This window comes from Lacibacter sp., from assembly GCF_035299325.1.
Lineage (GTDB): Bacteria > Bacteroidota > Bacteroidia > Chitinophagales > Chitinophagaceae > Lacibacter.
This window is the reverse complement of sequence record NZ_DATGWT010000018.1, coordinates 16,862-32,089: the sequence shown is the minus strand read 5'-3', so window position 1 is coordinate 32,089 and position 15,228 is coordinate 16,862. Positions and strand designations below refer to the sequence as shown.

The 15,228-nt window shown below is 39.9% G+C and carries 19 protein-coding genes; 2 read left to right on the top strand and 17 right to left on the bottom strand.

Annotation, left to right across the window (positions count from 1 at the left end):
* The first annotated feature begins 103 nt into the window (after window positions 1-103).
* Together VK159_RS11110 and VK159_RS11105 are read left to right on the top strand one after the other, a co-directional pair.
* Window positions 104-526, top strand: coding sequence for a MerR family transcriptional regulator (locus VK159_RS11110; protein ID WP_324230210.1), 423 nt, complete (start codon window positions 104-106; stop codon window positions 524-526).
* A gap of 28 nt (window positions 527-554) precedes the next feature.
* A complete protein-coding gene (locus VK159_RS11105) occupies window positions 555-1,067 on the top strand; it encodes a thioredoxin family protein (RefSeq protein WP_324230209.1) in 513 nt (170 codons plus the stop codon).
* Between the two features lie 30 nt (window positions 1,068-1,097).
* Here VK159_RS11105 and VK159_RS11100 read toward each other — a convergent pair whose 3' ends face one another.
* From VK159_RS11100 to VK159_RS11020, 17 genes are all read right to left on the bottom strand, one after another.
* Entirely contained in the window at window positions 1,098-1,658 is a 561-nt protein-coding gene (locus tag VK159_RS11100; protein ID WP_324230208.1) for a GNAT family N-acetyltransferase, read from the bottom strand.
* A 118-nt stretch (window positions 1,659-1,776) separates the two neighbouring features.
* Window positions 1,777-1,947 carry a hypothetical protein gene (locus tag VK159_RS11095; protein ID WP_324230207.1) on the bottom strand — a complete coding sequence of 57 codons (171 nt, stop codon included), beginning with the start codon at window positions 1,945-1,947 and terminating at the stop codon, window positions 1,777-1,779.
* Window positions 1,931-2,059, bottom strand: a complete 129-nt coding sequence (locus tag VK159_RS11090; protein ID WP_324230206.1) for a hypothetical protein — start codon at window positions 2,057-2,059, stop codon at window positions 1,931-1,933. Before VK159_RS11090 ends, VK159_RS11095 begins: the two co-directional genes overlap by 17 nt.
* 83 nt (window positions 2,060-2,142) lie before the next feature.
* A complete protein-coding gene (locus VK159_RS11085; RefSeq protein WP_324230205.1) occupies window positions 2,143-2,562 on the bottom strand; it encodes a lipocalin family protein in 420 nt (139 codons plus the stop codon).
* A 17-nt stretch (window positions 2,563-2,579) separates the two neighbouring features.
* Window positions 2,580-3,491, bottom strand: coding sequence for an alpha/beta hydrolase (locus VK159_RS11080; protein ID WP_324230204.1), 912 nt, complete (start codon window positions 3,489-3,491; stop codon window positions 2,580-2,582).
* Between the two features lie 33 nt (window positions 3,492-3,524).
* A complete protein-coding gene (locus VK159_RS11075; protein ID WP_324230203.1) occupies window positions 3,525-4,016 on the bottom strand; it encodes a hypothetical protein in 492 nt (163 codons plus the stop codon).
* Between the two features lie 94 nt (window positions 4,017-4,110).
* Entirely contained in the window at window positions 4,111-5,382 is a 1,272-nt protein-coding gene (locus VK159_RS11070; protein WP_324230202.1) for a vanadium-dependent haloperoxidase, read from the bottom strand.
* A 117-nt stretch (window positions 5,383-5,499) separates the two neighbouring features.
* The gene (locus VK159_RS11065) at window positions 5,500-6,294 is read right to left on the bottom strand and encodes a PhzF family phenazine biosynthesis isomerase (RefSeq protein ID WP_324230201.1); all 795 of its coding nucleotides are present in this window, start codon (window positions 6,292-6,294) and stop codon (window positions 5,500-5,502) included.
* Between the two features lie 27 nt (window positions 6,295-6,321).
* Window positions 6,322-6,651: a DHCW motif cupin fold protein gene (locus VK159_RS11060; RefSeq protein WP_324230200.1), complete on the bottom strand. Its 330-nt coding sequence runs from the start codon at window positions 6,649-6,651 to the stop codon at window positions 6,322-6,324.
* Between the two features lie 30 nt (window positions 6,652-6,681).
* Window positions 6,682-7,329: a response regulator transcription factor gene (locus VK159_RS11055; RefSeq protein ID WP_324230199.1), complete on the bottom strand. Its 648-nt coding sequence runs from the start codon at window positions 7,327-7,329 to the stop codon at window positions 6,682-6,684.
* Window positions 7,330-7,376: 47 nt separating this feature from the next.
* Window positions 7,377-10,439: a sensor histidine kinase gene (locus VK159_RS11050; RefSeq protein WP_324230198.1), complete on the bottom strand. Its 3,063-nt coding sequence runs from the start codon at window positions 10,437-10,439 to the stop codon at window positions 7,377-7,379.
* Between the two features lie 308 nt (window positions 10,440-10,747).
* On the bottom strand, window positions 10,748-11,191 hold the full coding sequence (locus tag VK159_RS11045) for a hypothetical protein (RefSeq protein ID WP_324230197.1): 444 nt from the start codon (window positions 11,189-11,191) through the stop codon (window positions 10,748-10,750).
* A 119-nt stretch (window positions 11,192-11,310) separates the two neighbouring features.
* Window positions 11,311-12,378 (bottom strand): mechanosensitive ion channel family protein, encoded by a 1,068-nt coding sequence (locus tag VK159_RS11040; protein WP_324230196.1) that lies wholly within the window; start codon window positions 12,376-12,378, stop codon window positions 11,311-11,313.
* Window positions 12,379-12,412: 34 nt separating this feature from the next.
* A complete protein-coding gene (locus VK159_RS11035; RefSeq protein ID WP_324230195.1) occupies window positions 12,413-13,213 on the bottom strand; it encodes a hypothetical protein in 801 nt (266 codons plus the stop codon).
* A complete protein-coding gene (locus tag VK159_RS11030) occupies window positions 13,210-13,968 on the bottom strand; it encodes a UDP-2,3-diacylglucosamine diphosphatase (RefSeq protein WP_324230194.1) in 759 nt (252 codons plus the stop codon). Before VK159_RS11030 ends, VK159_RS11035 begins: the two co-directional genes overlap by 4 nt.
* Window positions 13,969-14,002: 34 nt before the next feature.
* Entirely contained in the window at window positions 14,003-14,428 is a 426-nt protein-coding gene (locus VK159_RS11025) for a gamma-glutamylcyclotransferase family protein (protein ID WP_324230193.1), read from the bottom strand.
* Between the two features lie 162 nt (window positions 14,429-14,590).
* On the bottom strand, window positions 14,591-15,226 hold the full coding sequence (locus tag VK159_RS11020; protein WP_324230192.1) for a LutC/YkgG family protein: 636 nt from the start codon (window positions 15,224-15,226) through the stop codon (window positions 14,591-14,593).
* Window positions 15,227-15,228: the final 2 nt, after the last annotated feature.

Sequence of the window (15,228 nt, the reverse complement as noted above, 5' to 3'; positions counted from 1 at the left end):
TGCTTACTTTTGCTGAAACAATTTACATCTGGCAACACCTGCACAAATAGCGTTTGAGTTTGATGAGCCGCCAAAGTCGGCGCCAAGGCGTGGACGTAAGCCATTGAACAAACCTCCCAAGCCCAAGCAAAAGCGTGGCCGCAAGAGTCTGAAAGATATGGGTGATGAGGCGGAGTTTGTTGAACTACCATCAGATGAAGTGCTGGGCAAAAAATTGTATTACAGTATTGGTGAAGTATGTGATCTGTTTCACATCAATCCATCTTCCATTCGTTACTGGGAAACAGAATTTACTTTCCTGAAGCCACGGAAAAATAAGAAAGGCGATCGCTTCTTCAATGCAACCGAAGTAAAAAAAGTTCATCTTATTTACTACCTGCTGCGATATAAAAAATATACCATTGAAGCAGCCAAAGATTATTTAAAACAACATAAAAATGATTCAGAAACGGATGTAAGGTTTGAACTGGTGAAGAGTTTACAACAGATCAAACAATTCCTCCTGGCATTAAAAGCCGACCTTTAAAACTATTCGTGCAACGAAACAATTCAATATGAAATTCTTAGCAATCGTATTTCTCTTTTTATCTCTCAACAGTTATTCACAAGTACAATACGAAGTATCAAAAGATCCGGAAAACGGATTGAAAACATTAAAGGGCATTTTAAGTCGTGAGTTATTACTGAACGATGCTGATTTTGCCTGGATGAAAAACGATATCAGCTGGTACAAACCAAATGCTGATTGTGTTACCAATCTTACAACAGTAAAAGATACCATTCAACTATTGGTATTTGTGGGAACCTGGTGCGAAGACTCGCAGATCGTATTTCCGCAATTGTTGAAAATGCTCGATCAGGTTGGGTTTAATATGAAACGTTTAACAGTGATTGGCATTGACAGGCAAAAAACAACATTAGGTTCACTAACGCAAGCACTGGGTGTTACCAAAGCTCCAACAATTATGGTGTTGAAAGCTGGTAAAGAAATTGGCCGTGTTGAAGAGTTTGGAAAGTATGGCGTGTACGATCAGGAATTGGCAGAAGTATTGGCGAAAGCAAAATAATTTTAAGCTCTATACTTATTCGCAAAGCAATCAGGAAATTCTGATTGCTTTGTTTGTTTTGTGCTGTTGCCATATTTCCTTTTCTAACAAGTATTCAAAATTCAGCTTCTCCGGCTCACCATGATAAGCAACAGAAATCTCTTTTTGCTTTACCGCTCCAACACGGCCAATTGCAATTTGTGAACGCAGATTGATTGCACCAATGTGAAAGAGTATCTTATCGACATATTGAAATGCATGATCGATCATTAACGTTTTCATTGCCGGGTTATAGCCTCGGCCCCAAAACTTACATGCAATAAAAGTATAGCCGATGAGCAAAGAACTTTCAGTTTCATTATAGTCATAAAAGCGTGAACTGCCCGCCACTTCACCCGAACGTTTATCAATCAGCAGCAAAGCCCCTTTTGATTCCATAGCTCCTTCAAAATAAGTTTGAAACACTTCCCGTTTGTAACGGTCTTTATTGGGATGCTGTTCCCATATCAATGGATCCGATGCCACGGCATATAATCGTTCAAAATCATTCTGCTGCAATGGCTGCAAGCGAATGAATTCATTTTCCAGAACAGGTTGTAAGTTGATGATCATAATTTATCTGATGCTTAAAATTACAGTTTGCATTTCTATTGAAAAAGAAAATCCCTGCTGATAAAAGGCAGGGATTTCAAGGTGTAAGGTTAGCCCGTTTTAATAATCCAAAATCAACCTATGCATGTAATAAAAAAAAGTGTTCCGTTTGCGCATCATATAAACTTTGCTGCTTTAACTCCCTGGTTGGGCTTTGCGGTTGCTTTCCTGCGCTAACTACAATCAATAACAACATTGCCGATACAAGCAGCAAGAAAATAAATCCATCATGTTTATAAATCTGTTTCATCGTATACACTGTTAAAGTCCAGTTGAGGTAGTTTAGCCCGCAGGTAAATGATGGCGGCTACAAAAAACAACAGGAACAAGATCATTTTTCTAATAAATTTCGTTGAACTCATTCTGATAAGGTTTACAAATTTCCAACTATTGCCACAGCTGCACAATCACCAAAACCGGTTATAGAACGCAGTAGCTTTGCAACTCATCTCCTGTACGATAACAGGAATTTGTTGGTAAGCCATGGCAAATCGGGTTGAAGGATCATTTCCGTTTCATTCAACTTGAGCACAAACATTTTTTGATGACTGATCGTAAGAACTGAATCACCGGTAAGGTTCCAGGTGAAATGATTATCACCCGGAATATCACAGGCTTTTGCGTTATCGTAAAAATTTCCAATGCCCGAACTGTGAAACAGGTAGCTGTTATCGCTTTCGCAGTCTTTGATCTGGTTTTCGCCGGCATCAACAACAGCATTGCCGTTATCATCAAAACCAATGGCATCAAGAACCCATGCTTTTTTTGTAAGTAATTGAAAGCTGTTGCTCTCTTCAACCGGCTCCACTTTTTGTTTTCTGCAACCAACAATTGCAATGAGTGATAGTATAAAAAGTATGCGCATACAACGATGGTTTAACGTCATTTCCTGATGCTGTTTACAAACGAAGTAATATCAGCTGTAAACCGTACCGGCTCTTCCCAATGAATGGCATGGCCTGTACCTTTGTATGTAATGTATTTTGCATGACTGATGTTTTTCTTTAGCAACTCTTGTCCATCAGCTTTAAAAAAAGCATCAGCATCGCCCCACAAAATGAGAACGGGTGCCTTTATTTTTTTCAGGTCTGCTACATATTCTGTTTCAATCAAGCCCTTAAAAGCTTCTTTGAAAGCTGCCAATGGCATCTTCATACTTTCATCAACCAGCAAATTGAAATAAGCACTATCAATCGGTTTGCTTAATGTTGCATTCTGGAAGTCAACCATAAATGAACGTTCAACTGCTCCTTCCATTTTCTCCACTTCACTGATAAACTCCGGCATACCGGGATTATTCCGAACAACAGGATCAGATGCTATAATCACAAGCCCCTTTAACAGTTGAGGATAATCCAATGCAAACTGCTGTGCAATCACGCCACTCATAGAATGACCAACAACAATAGCTGATCCCAACTTTTTTTGCTGAATGAATGCAGCAATATCTGCAGCAAAATCTTTTGGATGATAACCTGTTGCAGGCTTTGAAGAGTTACCATGCCCTCTGTGTGTAACAGAGAATGCATGGATCGATGACGGCATTAACGGCAACACCTTTTCAAACGAATGCCATGAATCGCTGATGCCATGTAAAAAGATCACAGGAGTGCCGGCTTCATTTCCGTGCTCTACATATTGGAGCTTAACACCTGTTGACAGTTGAATGTATTGTTCCTTTAAAACAACATCCGTTGCCTGTGTTTGATGAAATGAATTGGTTGTTTTAGTTGACTGTGCATTCAACACGCAGGAAGACACACACAACAACAGCAGAAAAAATAAATGTTTCATACATATTCTGTTTACTGATTTTAAATAAATGATTTAGTTTAACACAGGGCTCTTCATCAATTTCGTTCCGGTGATTAAGTAATGATTGATGGCATTTTCCCAATAGTCCATATTGGCTTTGAATGCAGCAACTGCATCCAGCTCGATCCATCGATTTGCTTCCTCATTCAATGCAGTGTATTCATACATGATATAAGCAGTAGTTGTTCCATCTCCATTATCAGTTAATTGTATATCGATGGCAACAACCATTTCACCCGGCGTAACACGCACAAAAGCAACCTGAAAAAATTCAGGGTCATGCTTGGTAATATACCAGGTTGTTCTGTTTTCGCCTGTTGCAGGAGTGATAAACACACATCCTTTCTCAGCAAAACCTGAAACAGAAAAGATCATTTCACAGGTCCATCCATCGATCCAATCTGCTTCACGAACCGGACAAAGCAACGGAAATACCTCTGCTGGTGTGCCAGTATTAAGCTGCTTACGACGCAGGCCAATACTTTTTGAAATGAATGTTTGCATATGCTATGTTTTAGTTTTTTGAATACCTGATCAGCGCCATTGTCTTATTAAAATCAGTGTGTGATGATTCAATTCATCACACACTGTGGAGGAACTATTGTTTTGGTAAGAGATAGTGATCTGCTAACCAGTTACCGATCTTTGTGCCCATTTCTTGTCCGGCTACACAGGAAAAACGAAAGTGAATACCAGCCATTACTCTTGATGATGCATTTTCATTGGCTGCCTGGCTGAAACTTGTAAAGCTTCTGGTACTGCCTTGAGGAACCGCTGTGAAAGAACCCATTGTAAATGGCGTGTTATCGCCAAGCAATTTTGCCAAAACAGCTGCACCTGCATTACCCAATGCGCTGTGTGTTGATGGATAATCCTGAATTGGAGGTGTAACTTCAGAAGGTTCCCAAGTAACGTCTGCAGTTGTAGCATCGTTACCATCATTCGCTGCTGCACGTATTGCAGTGTATGGTCTCCAGAAATTGTAATGTAATTTAGAATCCCAACCGGCAATGTATGCATCGGCCAATGCCATATCAACCAATGCAAACAAACGTGCTGCTTCAAACAGATTGAGTTTTTTATTTGCCGCTGCCACTCTTGAAACACGGTTCCAACCGGCTTCAGAAAACTCATACCAGAATTTTGCATAAGCTGTTTCATCAGAAGTACGTGTTGTGCTGTTTAGCTTACCACGATCTTTTACTTCCAAAAAACCAGCAGCATAAGCCTGACTGTTTAATGCGGGCGGTGCCACAGAACGGAATTGATTCTTCGTTTGTAAACCAAACGGTTTTACATTTTCCCAAAATGGCGCAAAAATAAAATTGAATGGAGGAACAACATTATACACACCGGGTATCTCTGATGGTTGGATCAAACCAATTGGATCGGCACCTGCACCATCGTTTGCTCTCAACGCAAGAATAGCTTGTGCTGCCAGCTTACCTAATGCAACTCCCTTTTCTTTTGCTTCAGGATTTTTGATTGCTTCCAGATTTACATTTAAAGCTGAGTCAAGAAAATTTTTCTTTGCAGGAATTTCATTCAACAATACTGCATGCGCTGCAGAAACAGCTGCTGCAACAACATCTGCTTTCTTATCAATACCTATGAATACATAGGTTTGATAAACAGGATACACTGCATTAATAGCATCGTGCATAGCTAGATGCATCATGGCGTTGATACGTGAAGCCATTAATGAATGCTGATAAACGGGACCATCAAAAGCTTTGAATGCAATTTCATTCCATTGCAGTACAACTGTATTTGGTAATTTCTCCACTAAATTACCAGGGCCAATGTTACGGGAGCAGGCACTGATCATAGATGCTGTAACGGTTAACAGCAAGAACATTTTCTTCATCATTATAATAAGGTTTAATTGTGAACCGCAAAGATGAAGAAGTAACGAACGGAAGAAAATAACCAAACGGAGTAAATAACATCACCGAAAGTGGTGAATGAGTGAACATGAAAACTCATTTCAGATTTGTGAAGCGTGCAATACTGTTGCTGTTCCTCCTATCCACACATGATCATCGGTTACTTCAACAATAATTTCGCCGCCTTCAGTTGAAGCCTGGTATGCTTTCAAGTTTGTTTTATTGAAACGTTTTGCCCAATAACCAGCAAGCACTGCATGAACTGAACCAGTAACAGGATCTTCATCAATACCGATCCATGGACAAAAAGAACGAAGCAAATAATCAAAACGCTCACCATCAGCAACAGAAGTGAGTACTACTTCCTTTATGGTTTCGCTACTGTTCATCAATTGCCGATAATTTGGTTGCACACGGCGCAACTCATCTGCATTTTTCAATTCGATAAACAATGTTTCAAGTTCGGTACAAAAACCGGCAGCCGCTATTTCGTTCAGCTGTAGGCTTTCCAATGTTTTTGTTGAAACGGGAAACGGGATCATTGAATAAGCAGGGTACTTCATCAAGATCATTTCACTATTCTGTCTTGCATTAATTATTACCTGTTCACTCGTAATAAAACTGATCTCATTTTTTTTGAACAGATCAAACAATACTTTAGCTGCAGCTAAGGTGGCATGTCCGCAAGCAGGTATCTCTTTTGTTATAGTAAAATAGTGAATGGAAAATAAATCGTCTTGCTTGGCAACATCAACAAAGGCTGTAACAGGTACATTAAATTTTTTTGCAAGCCCGAGGCATTCGTTATCGAGTATTTTTTCTTCAGAAAGACAAACAACAGTGGGGTTGCCTTTACAATCACTGCCTGTAAACGTATTGATGAAAAAGGTTTGCATTATTATTAAAAGATGCTTAGTCAGAAGCTAATCAACAATAAACAGTTCGCACCCTGTTTTTGTAGTGGATCGATGTGCTTCACAATCATCACCAACAATATACATCATGTCTTTTGTGAGCGAAAATACACGACCATCTTCCAGCGTTGTTTCCATTTCACCATTCACACAAAAAAGAACGTGGCCTTTCTTACACCAATGATCAGCGCTGTAGCCGGCAGAGTAATGCACTTTGCGGATGCGGATATCATTCATCATCACCACTTGCCAGTAAGCCATACCTGTATCACCTGTATGCTCCTCTAAAGGAATAGTAGCCCAATCAATTGTTTGAAAACTAAAAGCAGAAAGTTTCATATGTGAAATTGTGGAAGATGAACAGCAAATCTACACGATCCGTTCTTTCATCGCTTTACTCACCACTTCTGTTAAGGAAGCTACATGTAATTTCTCGTAGATCTTCTTTACATGACTGCGTACGGTTTCGTAACTGATGGAAAGTTTATCGGCGATTATTTTATAGCTAAGTCCATCTACAATACAACCCAGTACCTCTTTTTCCCGTGGAGTTAAATTGTAATCCGGTACTTCCTCCGGTTTAAAGAGTTGGGGGATCTGCTGCATGCGGTTAAATACCTTACGTGCAATAGACGGGCTCATGGGCGAACCACCATACTGCAATTCTTTTATTGAATCAACGAGTTTAGTATTCAGAAAATTCTTGAGTAAGTAACCCGATGCACCTGCGCAAATAGAATCGAACACACGGTCGTCATCTTCAAATACTGTTTGCATCAATATCAATACCTGTGGGAATTCTTTTTTCAGCGTACGAACAGCTTCAATCCCCGTCATACCCGGCATTTCAATATCCATCAGCACAATATCAGGTTTGCTTTCACGCACATCTTCTATACAATCCAATACATTACTGAACGAGCCTGCCACTTCAAACTCAGGAACGGTTTGTAACAACAATGTAATGCTGTCACGAATGTTTTTGTTGTCGTCAAAAATTACTATTCTCAGGCTCATAATAAGTGTAAAGATCGTAAAGAATTCCGCATCTGCCTATCACCGAATCAGGGGATAGGAAAACGAAGTTTGATTGTTGTACCTGCACCCGGCACGCTTTCAATATGAACGGCCCCCTTCATTTCTTTTGCCCGCATCTCCATATTCCGCAAGCCGTTTCCGGATAGCGACTGCGATGCTTTCACTTTCATTGTGGCGGGATCGAACCCAACACCGTCATCTTTCACCAACATTTCAAGATGATGATGTGTTGAACTGATCTTCACTTCAAGATTTTTACATTGTGCATATTTCAACACATTGTTCACTGCTTCTTTAAAGATGAGATAAAAGTTCTTACGCTTGGTCATCTCCAGGTTCAGGAGTTGCACAGCAGGATCATACGTAAATGAAAGTTTGATCTCTTTTGAAGCCAGCAATGGTTTTGCATACGACTGCATGCGTTGCAACATCACATCCATATGATCGTTACGAGGATTGATTGCCCACACAATATCATTCATCTCAGAGATCATTTCACTGGAGGTTTCACTGATCTTCTCTAAGGTATCCTGCAACTGTTGTTCTTTCTGCTGTTGTTTGTAAATTTTTGCCACTTGACTATAAACCGAAATACTACTAAGCGTTGAACCAACATTATCATGCAGATCCTGCGCAATTTTATTTCTTATTGCTTGCAACTTCACCAATTCATTAATTCGATAACGATACACTGCATATGCAACTCCTGCTGCAAAGATTGCACACAGTAAAAAAAACCACCAGCGTTTCCAGAATGGCGGAATAATTTTAATCTGTATCGATGCCATCTCTTTACTCCACACTCCGGGTTTGTTTGTTGCACGCACCCGAAAAGTATAATCGCCTCCTTCAAGATTGGAGAAGCTTACTTTATTTTCTGTATTAAGATCGATCCATTTTTTATCAAAGCCTTCCAGCATGTATTGATAATGCACAGGTGAACCGGAAGAAAAATCCGGTGCAGCAAATTCAATGGTAATATAGTTTTGATTGTGCTGAAGCGAAATAATTTGTTCATTCAGTAAATGGCTGTGCGATTCATTGAAGATTCGGAAATCAGTAAGATAAACCATCGGCTGCTGCTGGTTGATCCTGATCTTCTCCGGCTGAAAAGAAATAAAATAACCATTACCCGCTGCGTATAATTTTCCTTCTGCATCTTCATAAATCCGTCCCTGCACGCCACCGGACTTTTCAATATCCGGCAATTGAAAACTACTGTACGATTTTGTGAGCGGATCGTATTTATGCAGATTGCCATTACCGATCATCCACACATTACCGGAACGATCAACCTGTAACCCTTCCAGCAAATTATTTCCTTCAGCAATATGTGTGGCCGTTTCATTTTTTGCTTGAAAATAATGCAAGCCTCCGCCATAGGTACTCAACCACAAATTACCATTACCATCTTCTGCAATATCATACACGTTGTTGTTGCTTAATCCATTTTTCTTTGACGGATCGTTCATGAAAAAATCCAACTTCGGAGCTGAATTTTTCACCCACTTGCCTAACCCATGTTTTGTTGTTGCCATCCAGATGGTACCGCTTTTTGTTTTGTAGATCGAGCGGATAAGATTGTCTTTAATATTAAATCGCTGAATGATCTTCTTTGTTGAATCAAGACGGGACACCCATTTCATGTCAACCAAATCGTAGTAAGTGAGGAAGTGTCCATAAGGGGATACAAGTAAAACGGGATGCCCATCAATGGTATCTTCAACAACCGAGATTACCTGCGATTTAATGATCTGGTTCATGACCCCATCTTTTTCTGTATTCGGCAATAATGAAATGGAGAAAGTTGTTGGATCGAAACGAAACAGCGAATAATTTGTACCGAGATAGTGATTGCCTTTGCTGTCTTTAAAAAATCTGCTCACTCCAATTGGAACATTCTTATACGTCAATGGGTGATGTTCAAAATCAGTTTGGCCATTTCGTTGAATATATAATCCTTCTGATGTGCCGATCCAGAGATCATTGTTTTCATCTTTATAAAAGTCATGAATCACGACATCCTTACCGGCTGGTCGTGGTAAAAATGTTTGGGTGAATTGCTGCTGCAAAGGGTTACTTACACTCACTCCTTTGTTTGTGCCAAGCCAAACAATACCTGAGGGATCAATATAAATACAATTGATGCGGTTAGCAGCAACTGTTCCTTCTTTTGATGGATCGTGTGGAAAATGCTGAAACTTCTGTTGCTGCGGATCATAAATATACAAACCATTGTATCGGCCACCGATCCACACGTTTCCTTGTTTGTCTTCTGCAAAACTCAATGCTTCTTCATTAATAACATCAGCAGGAATTGTTTGTTCCTGCTTTGTAACGGTATTGAGTTTGTAAATAAGTTTATCCCATGATCCCATCCAGATGTTTTTATTCCTGTCGCTGAACAAGCTTGTAACAGTTGCATGCGGAAGCTTAGCGTACAGATCGCCATAGCGTTCATCCATTTCATAGCGGAATGTTTGTGGATGTATCTTCAACAAACCTCCCCCTTGCCTTCCCACCCATATCTTACCATCGGAACACATGGAAAGTGCAAGCGCTGTGTTGGTACCAACACGTGCAGGAATGGTAAAGCGTTCTGTTTTTTTGTCGAATCTTACCACATACGATCCACTTGTTGCAAGCCATAGATAACCTTGATGATCTTCCAGTAATTTGTTGATGATGTTTACCGGTATAGAAGTACTGTCGCCGGGCGTATGACGATACTGTTTAAATTGTTGTGCAGGAGGAAGCTGTTGATCATGTTTTGTTAAGCCGCCATCAGCAGTAGCTATCCAGATTATACCCTCTTTATCTTGTAACAGATCAGTAATAATATTGCCTGAGATAGTTGTTTTGTTAACAGGATCGTTTCTGAATATAGTGAATTTATTTCCATCAAAACGGTTGAGTCCATCATCAGTGCCCATCCACATAAACCCACGTTGATCCCGAATAATGCAATTCACTTTATTGTGTGATAAACCATTCTGCACTGTTATCCTTGAAAAATAATAAGCCTGTTGTTGTGCCGATACAACACAACAACTGAATAAAAAAAAGATAACAGCGAAGAATTTCTTCATAGCAGGTTTTACTCTTTAAAGTTAGTTCAAGCAAATCTTAATCAAAAGCATCCTATAAAAAAGCCGGCAACAGAATCGCCGGCAATAAAAACCAAATTGCTCATTTATTCGAAAAATAGGTTGGCTGAATGTAAAGTCATAAAAGAACAGGTCAAAGTTCATCTTAATTCAGTTTTCCTGCAATCCCCAAATGTGGTGATAAAAAATCCCCTCGTAAAGAGGGGACCACGTAAAACCAACTCTGAAACCAGCTGCTAAAGATTTATTCAAATGCTTTCGGTAAGTTGTTTTCCATTTAACGTTAGAAATTACTTTCTGCTTTTTTGCATAACTGTGAACTCCCCATTCATGTCTACTTTCAGCTTACGTGATTTCTGACCATCACTGATGAGGAAACCGTAAATGATTCCACCGCCAGCAGGATTGTATTCATATGCCTGGTAAATAATGCTGCCGGGAAAGCGCTGCTCGATCTGACGAAGAATTCCTGCGGGTGTGTTTTTTGGATGGAAGTACTGTCCGACACCGAGATAGTTATTCTCTTCATCAAAGAAAGCATGCATATCAGTATCGCCTTTTTTAAAGCTCGCTGTGTAAATGCCATCTTTCTTTGACCATGTTGCTTTTGTTTCTTCGCCAAAGTAGCGCTGAAATGTTGATCTTATTTCGTTGGTAGCATTCTCGCTGCCACCTGCGTTTAACTGAACAGCTAATAACAAAACTGTTATCGCTGTTAAAAAAAACCGTTTCATAATGCTTTTCATTTTTTTTGATGATAATTGTTTAATAACAGTGCAAAGATGAATCAATGCAAAGCCATACACAATCGCCGATCATGTGAAAAACATCACTGAATGTGGGGAGAGAATAATTAAGGTTGGTTACCTGCCAGCTCAATACCAAGTCCTTCCATCATACGAAGGATATTCAGGTTGATGGTTTGCTTGATCTCCTGGAAACGTGCAAACTCTATAGTTTGCGTAAAATAATCGACATGAATAATAATTGATTTTGAACCAACATCATTCAATACAACTGTACTGCTTACAATTTCTTCCTGTTGTTGTAACAGCATTTCAATTTTAGCGATCAACTCATCGATTTGCTTGGCAGTAGTTCTTACATGTAATTCAAGACGGATCTCAGCTTTACGCTGTGTTCGCAGTGTAAGATTATCAAGAATACTATCCACCATTTTTTTATTCGGCATTGTTAAGAAGGTCTTCTGCTCTGTTCTGATACGTGTGCTCCGCAACCCTATCTTTTCAACAGTACCTGTTACACCTTCAACTTTTACAAGATCGCCCAGGGTAAACGGCTTATCAAAAAAGATGATGAATGATGCGATGAGGTTTTCAAGACTTTCTCTTGTGGCAAGTGCAACAGCTGCAGTAACAATACTAAGCCCGGTAATAAGACTTGAAATATCGAAGTTGAATACAAACTTCGAAAACATGATGATGCCAATAATAATGGCAACTACTTTAAAAAAATCCCGGAAGAAAACCACCAGTTGATTATCGCTTTGGTCGGGTGTTTGATCGGCTTTTGCTTTAAACACCAGTGCAATAAAATCAATGAACCTGCGTAACAGTCGTATGAAGAAAACAACAAGGATTGCTTTGCCGGTTGCTTCAATGATTTCTTTTGAGGTGATCTTATACAACTCCACATCAAGTACTGATGGAAAGTTGAGTTTATGAAACGAGAAAATAACTACCATCCATACCACGAACCATTCCATAGGTATCAACACCAACGCAATAAACTGATCACGTGTTACATATTTTTTTGCACCGGGGAAAAAACCATACAAGAGCCCACATAAGAATTTTGATACAATTCCTTTGAGCAAAAACATGGCCAGCAGAATACCGGCGATCCATAAATAACGGATGAGCGGGTTATCGAATACAAGTGTTTGCAAAAATTCAGGCATATGCAAAAATAATGTTCAGCAGATTTACTTGCGGCTAAAATGTGTAATGCAGAACAGAACCATTCTGCAGGAGGTAAAAATGGCCTGGCCTGATCACTGCTTTGTCCCTCACCTTTAAGAAATCAGGCAGAGTTAATTTCTTTTCGGTAAGTGTTCCGGTGGTATAAGCCAGTAATTGCTGGCCTTCAATGCCAACAATTGTTTTGCCAAATATGGCAAGATCAGTCAATCCTTTATAAGAAATCTTGTTTTTAAATGAACCGTAAATATCAAATACATAAATCCCTTTCTCCGGATCGTAGAGATACACAAAACCATCCTGGTCGAAGATATGTGTGGGGTTGGGCACTTCATCAAAGATGATACGGAAATCAACTGTCTCACTCAGCACCTTTCCATCTTCACCAATTTTTTTGAGTTTGCTTACCTGTTCATCATACACCCAAATATTGTTATCATAACTCTGTGCAATTGCTTTTGCCTGGAAAATGTCTTGCTTGCGCAAATCAATGGTATTAACGCTGTTTAAAAAACGATCCAGCACAACTACCGTTGCAAAGCTTTTATAATAAAGCAATACTTTCAACGGATTGGTTGCATCAATGGAATAAAGTTTGCCATACCTGCGCACATCATTAAACACACCCATTGAATCGCCATTTGCATTCAGTTTCTTGAGCTGGTTGTTTTTTGAAAGCAGGTAATAGTTGCCGAGATTATCAATACTAAAATCTATATAGTCACCTTCCACCGTTTTAACTTCTGTAAACACAGCTTCCTGTGCAACGCAGAAGCTTGCAAACAGGAAACAGGCTATGGAAAGTATAAGTCTCATTTTTTGTAATAACTCAATTCAAGTTGTTCACCATCAAACGATGCATAACTGAAATAACGTATCCAGTCGCCGAGGTTTATATAACGGCTTTCATCAGTCAGACGAAAATCAATGGGCAAGTGTCTATGCCCAAACACAAAAAAATCAAACTTTTTTTGTTGGAGTACCTCCTTGCAATAAACAATCAGCCATTCATTGTCTTCGCCTAAGAACTTTTCTTCGGTTGCACCTGTTTGTGCACGGCTCCTTCTACTGAGATAATTCGCCAAGCCAACACCAACGTATGGCGGCAAAATACCAAACAGCCATTTGCAAACAGGGTTACGGAATACTTTCTTCAGCAATTTATAACCATGATCGCCGGGCCCTAATCCATCACCATGACCAATGAAGAATGTTTTGCCGGCAAATTCAAATTCTTTTGGTTCATGATACACGGGGATATTCAGCTCTTTCTGCAAATAATCGTTCATCCACATATCATGATTGCCCACAAAGAAGTGAATCGGAATTCCTGCATCAGTAAGCTCGGCCAGCTTTCCCAGTAATCGTACATAACCTTTGGGAACCACGGTGCGATATTCGTACCAGAAATCAAACATATCCCCCACAATAAAAACCACCGCAGCATTGTGTTTTATTTCATCTAAAAACTGAACGATCTTTTTTTCACGAACAAGACTCTGTTCATAGTTGGGTGCCCCCAAATGAAAATCGGAAAGAAAATATATTTTTTTACCGGGAGGAAGTTGCATCAAACAAATATAAAGAAGCTGGGGAACACCGTTGCTATTTTGCTTTTTGCCGCATGTATTCCAGCACATCGCCACTTTCAATAACTGGCTTATCTGTTACATCGCACTTATACCAGTAGATCCATGCAGTAAACTCGCCATTATCGGTATACACCGTTGTGAGTGCCCGTTCGTATAACTGCACTTCGCCTTCTTCGGGATGCACTCCTTCATAATCATCTAACTGGCTGATGGCCCAGTCGAATTCATCGGGTGAATTGGCTTCGTACAGTTCGCCAATAATAAAGTGATCATCTGTAGTTGGTAATGCGGCGGGATATTCACCCAGATCGTACAACTTACCTTTTACTTTTCCATCCGCAAGATGTTTGAAATAAGGAGCGATATATTGAAAAGCAGGGCCGTGAAAACCTCTGCGTAAACTTCCGTAAACAAATATTAATTGTATGGCATTATTCATGCCTTAAAGATACAAAGTGGAAGGCACAAGGAATGAAAATCCAATGTTCAAATAACAAAAACCAAGAATAAAGAATCAAGGAACAAGGTGCAAGGCACAAGAGAAGAAAAGACAAAAAAGAAAATCTAAATTCCAACTATCAAATTACCAATTTCTGAAACTCTATCCATCGATCAAAAACACATACACTTCCTTGGGACCATGCACACCCACCACCAAAGTTTTTTCAATATCAGCAGTACGGCTGGGGCCGGTTGCAAAACTGATGAAGGACGGCAACTGACCATTGTACTTTTCACGAAGTGCAAGCAATGCATCTTTGAGATCATACACTAACTGGCTGCTGTAAGCAATGCAAACATGAATAGGTGCATACACACTTGTAGTACGTCCACTTTCATTAGCTGTGCTCAATACCATTGTGCCCGTGCGACTCACCAATAATTCGCAAGTAGTTAGACTCACATCTGAATCGGCCAGATTATTGTGAAAGTTGATCGCTAATTTTTGCTGCTTAAATATGTCGATCAGCTTCTGCTCTCTGCAAACCACTTTATCCCATTTTCGTGTGGCAGCCAAATGCAGGAGTTGATCGGCCATATCCTGCTCATCGGCACAAAACGCAAACCTGCCCTGCAGTTTTGTAAACTCCTGGGCAAACTGTACAGCCATATCATCAACCGGTGGTTGAAATACGCCGCTGTTTCCTTCACTATGGGGAAAAGGAACAGGCACCGGATGACTCAGTGCCTGTCTTATTTTTTTCAGAATATTTTCCTTTGCGGGAGAAATGCTCATAC

What these genes read in the sequence shown, in the direction of transcription:
- VK159_RS11105 (WP_324230209.1), top strand. Translation starts at nt 555, where the DNA reads ATGAAATTCTTAGCAATCGTATTTCTCTTTTTATCTCTCAACAGTTAT.
- VK159_RS11100 (WP_324230208.1), bottom strand. Translation starts at nt 1,658, where the DNA reads ATGATCATCAACTTACAACCTGTTCTGGAAAATGAATTCATTCGCTTG.
- VK159_RS11095 (WP_324230207.1), bottom strand. Translation starts at nt 1,947, where the DNA reads ATGAAACAGATTTATAAACATGATGGATTTATTTTCTTGCTGCTTGTA.
- VK159_RS11090 (WP_324230206.1), bottom strand. Translation starts at nt 2,059, where the DNA reads ATGAGTTCAACGAAATTTATTAGAAAAATGATCTTGTTCCTGTTGTTT.
- VK159_RS11085 (WP_324230205.1), bottom strand. Translation starts at nt 2,562, where the DNA reads ATGCGCATACTTTTTATACTATCACTCATTGCAATTGTTGGTTGCAGA.
- VK159_RS11080 (WP_324230204.1), bottom strand. Translation starts at nt 3,491, where the DNA reads ATGAAACATTTATTTTTTCTGCTGTTGTTGTGTGTGTCTTCCTGCGTG.
- VK159_RS11075 (WP_324230203.1), bottom strand. Translation starts at nt 4,016, where the DNA reads ATGCAAACATTCATTTCAAAAAGTATTGGCCTGCGTCGTAAGCAGCTT.
- VK159_RS11070 (WP_324230202.1), bottom strand. Translation starts at nt 5,382, where the DNA reads ATGATGAAGAAAATGTTCTTGCTGTTAACCGTTACAGCATCTATGATC.
- VK159_RS11065 (WP_324230201.1), bottom strand. Translation starts at nt 6,294, where the DNA reads ATGCAAACCTTTTTCATCAATACGTTTACAGGCAGTGATTGTAAAGGC.
- VK159_RS11060 (WP_324230200.1), bottom strand. Translation starts at nt 6,651, where the DNA reads ATGAAACTTTCTGCTTTTAGTTTTCAAACAATTGATTGGGCTACTATT.
- VK159_RS11055 (WP_324230199.1), bottom strand. Translation starts at nt 7,329, where the DNA reads ATGAGCCTGAGAATAGTAATTTTTGACGACAACAAAAACATTCGTGAC.
- VK159_RS11050 (WP_324230198.1), bottom strand. Translation starts at nt 10,439, where the DNA reads ATGAAGAAATTCTTCGCTGTTATCTTTTTTTTATTCAGTTGTTGTGTT.
- VK159_RS11045 (WP_324230197.1), bottom strand. Translation starts at nt 11,191, where the DNA reads ATGAAACGGTTTTTTTTAACAGCGATAACAGTTTTGTTATTAGCTGTT.
- VK159_RS11040 (WP_324230196.1), bottom strand. Translation starts at nt 12,378, where the DNA reads ATGCCTGAATTTTTGCAAACACTTGTATTCGATAACCCGCTCATCCGT.
- VK159_RS11035 (WP_324230195.1), bottom strand. Translation starts at nt 13,213, where the DNA reads ATGAGACTTATACTTTCCATAGCCTGTTTCCTGTTTGCAAGCTTCTGC.
- VK159_RS11030 (WP_324230194.1), bottom strand. Translation starts at nt 13,968, where the DNA reads ATGCAACTTCCTCCCGGTAAAAAAATATATTTTCTTTCCGATTTTCAT.
- VK159_RS11025 (WP_324230193.1), bottom strand. Translation starts at nt 14,428, where the DNA reads ATGAATAATGCCATACAATTAATATTTGTTTACGGAAGTTTACGCAGA.
- VK159_RS11020 (WP_324230192.1), bottom strand. Translation starts at nt 15,226, where the DNA reads ATGAGCATTTCTCCCGCAAAGGAAAATATTCTGAAAAAAATAAGACAG.